The 10583-nt window shown below is 56.1% G+C and carries 11 protein-coding genes and 1 pseudogene; 4 read left to right on the top strand and 8 right to left on the bottom strand.

The window, feature by feature from the left end; all coding sequences use genetic code 11:
* Positions 1-27 precede the first annotated feature (27 nt).
* From SJY36_RS15765 to SJY36_RS15755, 3 genes are read right to left on the bottom strand one after another with little or no spacing between them, the layout of a single operon-like run.
* Entirely contained in the window at positions 28-1212 is a 1185-nt protein-coding gene (locus SJY36_RS15765; RefSeq protein WP_386176342.1) for a CCA tRNA nucleotidyltransferase, read from the bottom strand.
* A complete protein-coding gene (locus SJY36_RS15760) occupies positions 1191-1832 on the bottom strand; it encodes a CoA pyrophosphatase (protein WP_386176340.1) in 642 nt (213 codons plus the stop codon). Before SJY36_RS15760 ends, SJY36_RS15765 begins: the two co-directional genes overlap by 22 nt.
* Positions 1777-2763, bottom strand: a complete 987-nt coding sequence (locus tag SJY36_RS15755; RefSeq protein WP_386176338.1) for an Hsp33 family molecular chaperone HslO — start codon at positions 2761-2763, stop codon at positions 1777-1779. The genes SJY36_RS15760 and SJY36_RS15755 overlap by 56 nt, the downstream gene beginning before the upstream one ends.
* Before the next feature lie 78 nt (positions 2764-2841).
* On the opposite strand from SJY36_RS15755, the gene SJY36_RS15750 reads away from it, so the two are divergent.
* Entirely contained in the window at positions 2842-3288 is a 447-nt protein-coding gene (locus SJY36_RS15750; RefSeq protein WP_081781276.1) for an NUDIX hydrolase, read from the top strand.
* 11 nt (positions 3289-3299) lie between these two features.
* Here the strand turns inward: SJY36_RS15750 and SJY36_RS15745 are convergent.
* Positions 3300-4436, bottom strand: a pseudogene (locus SJY36_RS15745) (SpoIIE family protein phosphatase); the annotation flags it as partial.
* A 12-nt stretch (positions 4437-4448) separates the two neighbouring features.
* On the opposite strand from SJY36_RS15745, the gene SJY36_RS15740 reads away from it, so the two are divergent.
* A complete protein-coding gene (locus SJY36_RS15740) occupies positions 4449-5057 on the top strand; it encodes an Hpt domain-containing protein (RefSeq protein WP_386176335.1) in 609 nt (202 codons plus the stop codon).
* Here SJY36_RS15740 and ilvA read toward each other — a convergent pair.
* Positions 5020-6252 carry a threonine ammonia-lyase IlvA gene (gene ilvA / locus SJY36_RS15735; RefSeq protein ID WP_386176512.1) on the bottom strand — a complete coding sequence of 411 codons (1233 nt, stop codon included), beginning with the start codon at positions 6250-6252 and terminating at the stop codon, positions 5020-5022. The genes SJY36_RS15740 and ilvA overlap by 38 nt on opposite strands.
* 125 nt (positions 6253-6377) lie before the next feature.
* On the opposite strand from ilvA, the gene SJY36_RS15730 reads away from it, so the two are divergent.
* Positions 6378-7598 (top strand): argininosuccinate synthase, encoded by a 1221-nt coding sequence (locus SJY36_RS15730; protein ID WP_005850804.1) that lies wholly within the window; start codon positions 6378-6380, stop codon positions 7596-7598.
* Positions 7599-7657: 59 nt separating this feature from the next.
* Here SJY36_RS15730 and SJY36_RS15725 read toward each other — a convergent pair whose 3' ends face one another.
* The 3 genes from SJY36_RS15725 to SJY36_RS15715 all read right to left on the bottom strand — a co-directional run bounded on the left by SJY36_RS15725 (position 7658) and on the right by SJY36_RS15715 (position 9761).
* Complete coding sequence (locus SJY36_RS15725; protein ID WP_005850801.1) at positions 7658-8071, bottom strand: hypothetical protein; 414 nt, start codon at positions 8069-8071, stop codon at positions 7658-7660.
* Between the two features lie 89 nt (positions 8072-8160).
* Positions 8161-8853, bottom strand: coding sequence for an HAD family hydrolase (locus tag SJY36_RS15720; RefSeq protein WP_386176333.1), 693 nt, complete (start codon positions 8851-8853; stop codon positions 8161-8163).
* A complete protein-coding gene (locus tag SJY36_RS15715; RefSeq protein WP_386176331.1) occupies positions 8853-9761 on the bottom strand; it encodes a D-amino acid aminotransferase in 909 nt (302 codons plus the stop codon). Before SJY36_RS15715 ends, SJY36_RS15720 begins: the two co-directional genes overlap by 1 nt.
* Before the next feature lie 152 nt (positions 9762-9913).
* On the opposite strand from SJY36_RS15715, the gene msrA reads away from it, so the two are divergent.
* The gene (gene msrA / locus SJY36_RS15710; RefSeq protein WP_386176329.1) at positions 9914-10579 is read left to right on the top strand and encodes a peptide-methionine (S)-S-oxide reductase MsrA; all 666 of its coding nucleotides are present in this window, start codon (positions 9914-9916) and stop codon (positions 10577-10579) included.
* Positions 10580-10583: the final 4 nt, after the last annotated feature.

Genomic DNA, 10583 nt, shown 5'->3' with positions numbered 1-10583 from the left:
GCCGCGCCGAAAAGACCACAGGTTGCGTCAGCTTTCTGGCGTGTCCAACAAACTGTCGCGCGTCGCCGCAAACCCCGAAGCGATCCAGAGCGCCCTAAGCGCGGCCAGCCGCCTGCCCAAAGCAGGTCCGGTGTATTCCGGCATCAAATCAGCAGCTTGCACGGGAAATACGGCAGCTTCGGCCTGCGCGATACGATCAAGCACTGCCGCATCGGGTGGCGTTTCAGACAGGCACGCGCGCAGCACAACAACCGCGCGCGCCATATCGCCGCCGTCGATATGGGCAATCGCTGCGATAAATTCCGCGCCATATGCCGCCTCTTTCAGCCGATGCAGGTATTTCGCGTCCGCCTTGCTCAGCCTCAGGCGCTGGTCGATATCCTCACCGCCAAGCGCTGCCAGCCGCGTGCGCCAGTCCACAGACATCTGCAACAGCTGTTCGAAATGCACGACCATCCCGAGCCAGCGGTCATCGCTCCCCGGCAGAATGGTCCCCAAAACGCCGGTTTGGCGCATCGCCGCGACCGCTGGCGCAGGGTCCGGCGCGGTTAACAGCTTCGTAAGCTCTGCTCCGATCCGCTCTGCCGACAGGCTTTCCAACCCGTCGGTATGCGCTGCAATCGCGGCCAAAGCCTCCGGATCGAAGCCCTCGATCGGGTCCGCATACCACGCGCAAAACCGGAAATAGCGCAAGGTGCGCAGGTAGTCTTCGCGGATACGTTGGGCGGCATCCTCGATAAACCTCACCCGCCGGGCGCGCAAATCAACAAGACCTTCAAGCGGGTCGATCACCCGCCCCTGCGAATCCGCGTAAAGCGCGTTCATCGTAAAATCTCGGCGCAACGCATCGTCGAGGATACTGTCCGAAAAAGCGACAACCGCACGTCGCCCGTCCGTTTCCACGTCCCGGCGGAAGGTCGTCACCTCGAACCCCTTACCGCCGCTGACCACGGTGACAGTTCCATGTTCCACGCCCGTCGGTACGGCTTTCAGCCCAGCGCGCGCGGCAAGAGCCATGACACGCTCGGGCAATGCATTGGTCGACATGTCGACATCGCTATCCGCCACGCCCAAAAGCGCGTTCCGCACACAGCCCCCGACAAAATAGATCGCATGCCCGCCGTCCGTCACCGCATCGCATACGGCTTGGGCATCGGGGTCGGAAAGCCAGCGCGTGCTGGCGGGAAGGGTCACATCATACGTTCTGTCCATGCCCGCAACATACGCGCGGTTGCCCCCCAAATGTAATAGGGACCATAAGGAACCGTGTAATAATACCGTCGTTGCCCCTGCCACCGGCGCGACTGCACCACGTAATTTTCGGCGTTGAGCACATGATCAAGTGGAACGGTAAAGACTTCCTCAACTTCGCCGGGCTCGGGGATAATTTCGAAGTCTTTTTTCACGAAGGCGATAACGGGCGTCACCAGAAAGTTGGTAACTGTCTCATGTTCGGGCAGCGTACCCAAGACGTCGACCAGATCCGAGGGCAGGCCGATTTCTTCCCGCGCTTCGCGTAGAGCTGCGGCAACAACATCCGCATCACCGCCATCCTGCTTGCCCCCCGGGAAGGCGATTTGCCCCGGATGGTGCTTTAGCGCGGACGACCGTTTGGTCAGGATAAGTTCCAACCGTCCGCCCCGTTCAACGATCGGGGCCAAAACACCAGCTGGCCGCAATGTCCGGTTCGCCGGTGGCATAGACCCTTTGTTGAGGTCAAAATCGGAAGACGTGACACCAGTTTGTGCCAGCGCCTTCCGAAAATGGGCGAGCTGATCAGCTGCCACTGTTGTCTTCTGCCTCGAACCCGACTGTTTTCGGGTCCAGATCATAATGCGCGCCACAGAACTGGCAGTCGGCCGTGACGCGGCCGTCATCTGTCGTCATCGTTTCGATATCCCCCGCCGAATAGATCGACAGGCTTTGCCGCACACGATCTTCGGAGCAGGTGCAGCCAAAGCGGACCGCCTGCGCGTCGAATACGCGCGGCATCTCCTCGTGAAACAGACGTTTCAAAAGATCTGTCGGCGGCAGGCTCGGCCCAATCAGTTCAAGCTCGTCTACCGTATCCAGCAACACGTTGACACGGCGCCAGTTATCCCCCTCTTCACCCTCGACCAGATCAGTGGCTTGCAGCACCTCGCCGCTACCTTCCCCTTGCGCGGCAAAGGGCGAGGCTTTGGGCATATGTTGCAGCATAACACCGCCGGCGCGCCAATGCTCATCCTCCCCCGGGGAGGTGGATTTGCCAAAGCTCAGCTCAAACCGTGTGGGCAGCTGTTCGGACTGCGCGAAATACGCCTCTGCACATTCGGACAGCGATTTACCCGTAAGCGGCGTAATGCCCTGATAGGGGGTCATCCCGTTGCCCTGATCGATCATAATGGCAAAATACCCCTCGCCCACCTGATCAAAGGCCGGCCCATCGGTGATCCGGTCGGCATCATAACTAGCGTAAGCGCGGATGCGCGCGGGTTCACCATCCTCCGTCGGGCCGTAGTAGTCTGTCGCAATCATGCGCACGGGCCCTTTGGATTGGACCTGCAGTTGCAATTTCCAACGCAGTTTAATGGTTTGCCCGATCAGCGCCGTAAGCAAGGCCATTTCGGCGACCAACGCCTCTACCTTTTCGGGATAGTCATGCTGACGCAAAATCCCTTCCAGCACGCCATCCAGACGCGCGACGCGCCCCCGAATATCAGAGGCATCGAGTTGAAAGGGTAGAACGGTGTCGTCCCACGCGATTTTGTTTCCTTGGGTCATTTGACTTTCCTTACCGGCAGACGGTTGGCATACCGCGTCTATATAAGGGCAACAAGCCGTGCGAAAAGGGGGAGTCATATGATGCGACGCGTTGGGGAACCGCCCATTCCAGGAAAAACATACACGTCGCGCCCCGGAGCCTATGCGATTTTGCCCCTCAAGGACCGCTTTTTGATGACCGCCCAGCTTAGGCCACATATTGATATTCAGTTGCCAGGCGGTGGCATTGACCCCGGTGAATCGCCTCTCCAAACGCTCCACCGCGAGGTGATGGAAGAGATTGGCTGGACCATTGCGCGCCCCCGGCGGTTGGGCGCATTCCGACGATACGTCTATATGCCGGAGTATGACATCTGGGCCGAGAAAATTTGCCATGTCTATGTCGCCCATCCCATCCGTCATATTGCCCCCCCGATAGAGCCTGACCACGCAACAGTTGTCCTGTCGGGGGAAGAGGCCGTTTCGGTGCTAGGCAACGATGGGGATCGGCACTTTCTTGAACGGTTTCTGGCGGCAAGGTCCTGAAATTCGAAGCAGATGCCGGAAACATCATCAGGAAAGTCAGCCGTCCCCGCATGATCTTCTAGGCGCGACGTGAGCGCGTCAAAGAAAAGCGGCCCCCTGATGGGGTGCAGATCATGTAGAACCTGATTTAAACCATTATCGTCCAGCATTTGCCCAATCGGGTCAGGACATTCCGTCACCCCGTCGGAAAGCACGATCAGGCGGTCGCCAGGGTAAAGCTGGCTCGCGACTGTTTCATATTGCGCATCGGCAATCAGCCCTACGGGGAGGCCGCCTCTCCCAAAGTTTTCCAACCTGCTGTTGCGTCGCTGAATAAAGGGGTGTGGGTGGCCGGCCTGGGTTGCCCTGATCCTGCCGGTATCAAGTTCAATTTCCGCCAAGAAAAGTGTGAAATACTGCTCCGATTCCATGTCAGAGAGCACTAGGCTGTTCAGCTCGGCGATTACTTGGTCGGGCGGGCGCATTTTATACGTCCCGTCAGATTGGCGTGCCAATGCCAGGTTTTGCTCAGGTGCAACGGCGGAAAATATACCGGCCAATCGGGCGGCCATCAGAGCCGAGCTCACCCCGTGACCGGACACATCTAGCCCGTAGATCCCGATGCTATTTCCCGCTGTGAAATATCCCACCAGATCGCCCCCTACATGCCCGCTAGACCTGAGCATTAAAGACACGGCACCCGCATCGAAGGCGCAAAACGGTTCCTGCAAAAGGGATTTCTGAAACTTTCGCGCCTCGTCTAGGTCCCGATCCAATGCGTCATGTACGTTTTGCAACGCGTCCAAAGCTTCACTAATGACACGGTTTTTCGACGATAATTCACGCTGCATCGTCAAAATGCGTTCGCCGGCCATAATTCGCGCGCGTAGCTCGTCAACGTTGACTGGCTTGCTGACAAAATCGTCCGCACCGCTGTCCAACCCTTTAACCACCTCGGATTTATCAGATTTTGCCGTCAGTAAAATGAAGTACCCGTAGCTGCCCTTCGAAAGTTTGCGAAACGCCTCGCAAAATTGCAGCCCCGACATACCCGGCATAATCCAATCGCTGATGATCAGATCCGGTAGATTTTGTTCGCAGACCGCCAATGCCTCTTCAGCAGAGGCCGCTTCCTGCACATCGAATCCCCATCGCGACAGTGTCGCCATCAAGATTCGCCGTTGCAGCGCGCTATCGTCGACAACCATAGCTGTTTTGATCGCGCGAAACCGCTGCGGCGTGTTTGGTCGGGCTATTTTTTCAATCTTGTTCTGCAACATTCAAAAGCTTTCGGCAACTTCGCCCCGAGCCTAGCCAACGACAGATTAAGATTCGGTGAAGCCCAAAAGTTTTTAAGTGATGATCGCCCTGCACGCTTTGTTAAGAATTTTGCCCCACATTGGCCGGAGAAAGAGGGCGAATCAGTGATTGACTGGGAACAGGTCGCGACCTTGCAAACCGCTGTTGGGCGCGACGACTTCAGCACAATTATGTGCGTGTTTTTTAAGGAGGTGGAAGAAGCCAATGCTCAGCTAACGATGGGCGTAACGACCGATCAGTTTCGCGATATACTTCACTTTGTGAAGGGCAGCGCATTAAGCGTGGGGTTTGTCGAATTGTCAGAACAATGCGCGCAGGCCGAAGGCAATTTTGCCGGCAGCCATCAAATCACATCTATTTGGAAGGAGATCCTTACCAGCTATGAAAAATCGAAAGAACATTTCCTATCAAACACGGGGACCTGCAGTGCGCCTATAGAACAAATTGAGCCAAGGTTTCGTCATTCGTGATGTCCGTATAGGTAAATCCTGCGTCTTTAAGTTGCGCCAAGAACGGCCCAAAACTGTCAGGGCTGCGTGTTTCAATTCCGATCAGGACAGAGCCGAAGTTTCGCGCAGACTTCTTCAGGTATTCAAATCGACAGATGTCATCGTCCGGGCCGAGAATGCTCAAGAACTCTTTCAGTGCACCAGGGCGCTGCGGCATCCGCAGAATAAAATATTTCTTGACGCCGGAGTACCGCTGCGCCCGCTCTTTCACCTCTGGCAGACGCTCAAAATCGAAGTTTCCGCCGGATGCTACGCATACAATGGTCTTGCCCTTGATCTGGTCAGCTACTTCGCCCAGCGCCTCAATAGAAAGGGCACCAGCAGGTTCTAACACGATGCCTTCAACATTCAGCATTTCGATGATCGTGACGCAGATGCGGTCTTCGGCCAGATGGATCACATCACTCTTAGCGACACGATCCAACCGTGCAAAGTTACGTTGGCCAATTTTTGCGACCGCGGCCCCATCGACGAAACTATTGATAGGAGACACATCCACCGGTGCACCCGCGGCCAAAGCTTTGGCCAAACTAGGGGCCCCTTCAGGTTCAACAAAGCTATACCGGCACGCATTTTGAAAATAGCTGTAAACGCCGGACGAAAGACCGCCGCCACCAACGGGAAGCAGAATGTGGTCGGGCACGCGCCCTAACTGCTCCTCTATTTCAACCGCAACGGAGGCTTGCCCCTCAATGACATCTTCATCATCGAAAGGAGATAAAAAATGCGCACCCTCTTCCACGCAATACTGCTGCGCCGCGGCAAGCGTTTTGTCAAAGTAGTCGCCGATCAAGCGAACCTCGACCTGAAGCCCACCGAACATCTTGGTTTTCTGAATTTTCTGTTGAGGCGTCGTGACGGGCATGAAAATCACACCTTTCACACCGAAATGACTGCACATAAATGCAACACCTTGGGCGTGGTTGCCCGCGCTTGCACAAACGAAAACAGACTTCTCGGCGATCACTTTGCGCATCGCGTTGAACGCTCCGCGCAACTTATATGATCTAACGGGGCTTAGGTCTTCGCGTTTCAACCATATGTCAGCGTCATATTTTTCTGATAGATGTTCGTTGCGCATCAAGGGGGTGGCGGGAAACACCTCTCGCATCTGTTGCGCTGCGCTGCGTGCTGCGGTTTTAAACATATCTGTCATCTCATCGACCTTCCCGTTGAATACTTGTCGATACGATTCCCAGGTGACGCGGTCAACGCAGCCTTCAATCTTGCTCACGCCTTGAAAAACAGGTACTTCGCGGTGCAAACCGAAAAGGAAACATCATGTCCGCGCCCAAAAAAGTTGTGCTCGCCTATTCTGGTGGGCTTGATACCTCGATCATCCTGAAATGGCTGCAAACCGAATATGGCTGCGAGGTGGTTACCTTTACCGCTGACCTCGGCCAAGGCGAAGAGCTTGAGCCCGCCCGCGCCAAAGCTGAAATGATGGGCGCATCCGAGATTTACGTGGAAGACGTGCGTGAAGAATTCGTGCGCGATTTCGTCTTCCCCATGTTCCGCGCCAATGCGGTCTACGAAGGCCTATATCTGTTGGGCACCTCCATCGCGCGCCCTCTGATTTCCAAGCGCCTTGTTGAAATCGCCGCCGAAACCGGTGCCGACGCCGTTGCGCATGGCGCGACAGGCAAGGGCAACGATCAGGTTCGCTTCGAATTGGCGGCCTACGCGCTGAATCCCGACATCAAGGTGATCGCGCCATGGCGAGAATGGGACCTGTCCAGCCGGACTAAATTGATCGAATTTGCCGAAAAACATCAGATCCCCGTGGCGAAGGACAAACGTGGCGAAGCGCCGTTTAGCGTGGATGCGAACCTGCTGCACACCTCTTCGGAAGGCAAAGTGTTGGAGGATCCGGCCGTGGACGCGCCCGACTATGTCTACCAGCGCACGGTCTCGCCAGAGCAAGCACCAGATACGCCCGAGTATGTAGAGATCGGGTTTGAACGTGGCGATGCGGTAAGCATCAACGGCGAGGCCATGTCGCCCGCGACACTTCTGGCTAAATTGAACGAACTTGGCGGCAAACATGGCTGCGGGCGCCTTGACCTTGTCGAGGGTCGTTTTGTCGGGATGAAATCCCGCGGTATTTACGAAACGCCGGGCGGCACTTTGCTGCTTGAAGCACACCGCGGGATCGAATCAATCACTCTCGATCGTGGGGCGATGCACCTGAAGGACGAGCTGATGCCGCGCTATGCGGAGCTGATTTATAACGGTTTCTGGTACAGCCCCGAGCGCACCATGCTGCAAGCGGCGATTGATGCCTCGCAAACCCATGTAACCGGTACAGTTCGACTGAAATTGTACAAAGGCCACGTGCGTACCGTCGGCCGCTGGTCGGATCATTCGCTGTATTCCGAAGCCCACGTGACATTTGAAGATGATGCTGGTGCCTATGATCAAAAAGACGCGGCGGGCTTTATTCAGCTGAACGCGTTGCGTCTCAAGCTCTTGGCCGCACGCGATAAGCGCCTCAAAGGGTAAACAGAAAAGGCCCGGACAGGGGGATATTCTGTCCGGGCCTTCTTTTGGGTTAGAACGGTTTACTCTGCAGTAATAACCGTCATCACCAATTTACCGTCTGGCTTAATCGGGCCGTCTTCTTTGGCACCCAATGTGTATTCAAAGCCGCCGGTTTTCATGCCGCCCTCTTCGGAGTGGACCATGAGCATCAACATATCGCCGGATTTCACTTCTTCTTGCAGAATGGCGGCAACGTCGACGTTTTCACCGGCACGCAGAGGCGCGTAGCCGACAACGGGGCCGGGTTTCATCTCGGCATCTGTGCGGTGAACGACCATCCAGCCGTTTTCAGTTGCCATCACCTTATCGGCGCTGACCACACCGTTGGATACATCTTGATCCATCGCTTCGACCATCGCGTTGCTGTGTGCGGCGGCGAAGGCTGTACCCGTGGCAAGCGTGAGAGCCAGAGCGGTTGCTGTAAACATCTTCATGTTAAATCTCCTTGTTGCGTGGTTCTTCCTGATAATTCACGCAACATGAGATGATTTAGTTTCGATAAATCGAAGATTTTTACCCGAAATCACCTAAGCCGTTGATCATAAAGAATTTTATAATGTGGGAGTGCTTTGGCACACAGTGCTTCTGCGGCAGGTTCAAGCCTGGGCAACGGCCCCTCTGCCCCTGCGAAACCGGTGCTTTTGTGCACGGCACCATACCAATGAGATGCCCAGATGCCATCTTCGGCACGTGGGCCCGCCGCCCAGGAAAGCATTGCCGGATCGAAGGGCAGGTTGATGGCATCACAGAGTTTACGCAACATGCCTTCGGGGTTCGCGCGAATATCAGCGGAATCGATGACCAGCCCACCGATTTGATCGTACAGCGCGGTCTGTTGGCCATAGCCGATATCATTAAAATTCGGCGCTTCCCGTTTCGCGGTATAGCTCGCGATCACGCGGGCGGGGTGGCGTATCAGGTGGACATGCACGCAGCCCTCTGCCCAATCCATCGGAAACCCGTCAATCATATGATGGGGCATGTGTTTCATGTAGCGATGCGGCGTGCCCGGCTCTGCGCAGCGCGCCGCGACGCTCAAGGGGTCGCATTCATGGCCCGCGATAATTTCATCTTTCATCGGATGATCGACGCCGGTGGCCTTAAGATACGACGCATAGAACGGTTCATCCATCGCGGTGAAATCAGCGCGGTTGCCGAAGCTATACATCATCGCCGTGCTCAGATTGCGCGGGCCGGACCACATTGCGATACGCATCAGGCACATTCCTTTGCGATTAGGTCTTTGTACAAACCGCGCAGCTTTTTTGTTACCGGCCCCATGTCGCCCGTGCCAATCTGACGGCCGTCGATCATCGCGACAGGTGTTTGCGCCCCGAATGTGCCGGTCAAGAAGGCCTCGTCAGCACCATAGGTGTCGACCAATGAATAATTCCTTTCGAAACACGGGATATCATTGGCGCGACACAGGTCGATCACCTTCTGACGGGTGATTCCATTCATGCAGTAATCGCCGGTGCTGGTCCAAACCTCCCCTTTGCGGACGATGAAAAAGTTACAGGCGTTTGTTGTATTCACGAAACCGTTAATATCGAGCATCAGCCCTTCGTCGGCACCCGCTTTTTCCGCGGCAATACACGCAAGAATACAGTTCAATTTGGAATGACTATTTAGCTTTGGGTCCTGCGTCATCGGCAGCCCGCGCAGATGCGGTACTGTGACCAGCCGGATCGGGCGCGGCATATTCGGGCGCGAGTGTTCCATAATGATCGTGATGGTGGGGCCCGATTGCGACAGCGACGGGTGCTGGAAGGGCCGCGTTTTTGGCCCCCGTGTGATCATCAGACGCGCGTGGGCATCAGTGGTCATACCATTGGCTTTTTGCGTCTCTAACAAGGCTGAAATCAGGGCGTCTCGCGTCATCCCGATGTCAAGGTCAATGGCTTTGGACGCCTCGAACAGGCGGTCAAAGTGATCGTTCAGAAAGGCCCATGTACCATCATACAGCCGCAGCCCTTCCCAGATGCCGTCGCCCAGCATGAAACCGCTGTCATAGACGCTGACCACGGCCTGTGCCTTGGGGACAATCTGACCGTTTAAATAGATCAAAATGTCTTCATTGCGGGCATCTTCTTCGGCTTGGTGCGTGGTGACGTGGGTTTGCATCAAATTGCTCCTTCTTTGGGGCTGACGCTAAGAACTTCGTGCCGCGGGGCCAAGGGTGAAACCGACATCACTTGGCTGTGACATCACGGGCACCTGAGTTGCGTCGCGCAAGCATTGCGGTCACCGTCAGGCAAAACAAAGGAGAGTATTCCATGGGATTTGCCACAAATATGCGCATGATCGCGTTAAGCGCCGCCATTGGTCTGGGCCTTGCAGCACAGGCGACAACCGCAAAAGCCGCCGGAACAGAGACGCTTTTAGTCGCGGGCGGCTGCTTTTGGTGCGTTGAAGCGGACTTTGAAAGCGTGAAAGGCGTGAAAGAGGTCGTATCGGGTTTTGCGGGCGGAAGCGTGAAAAACCCCACCTATAAACAGGTCGTCGCCGGCGGCACCGGGCACTATGAAGCGGCGCAGATCCAGTATGATCCGGCGGTTGTGTCTGCAGACCAGTTGCTGTCGATGTTCTTCCGGTCGGTTGATCCGACGGACGCGGGCGGGCAATTCTGCGACCGCGGCGATAGCTACCGCACCGCGATTTTTGCTGACGGTAACGGGCAGAAGGCCGCTGCAGAAAAGGCCAAGGCCGATGCGCAGGCCGCTTTGGGCAAGACCGTCGTAACCCCGATCTTGGGCAAAGCCGCGTTCTACCCCGCCGATGCCTACCATCAGGATTACTACAAAAGCGATGATCGTCTGGCCTTTACCAGCGTCGGCTTGGGTGTGAAGAAATCCGTCGCCTACAAGCGCTATCGCAACGGCTGCGGGCGCGACCAGCGCGTGAAGCAACTTTGGGGTAGCGCCGCGCCCTTCGCGAAATAACGTT

The organism is Sulfitobacter sp. R86518 (assembly GCF_042466275.1).
Taxonomy (GTDB): domain Bacteria; phylum Pseudomonadota; class Alphaproteobacteria; order Rhodobacterales; family Rhodobacteraceae; genus Sulfitobacter; species Sulfitobacter pontiacus.
This window is presented reverse-complemented; position numbering and strand designations above follow the sequence as displayed.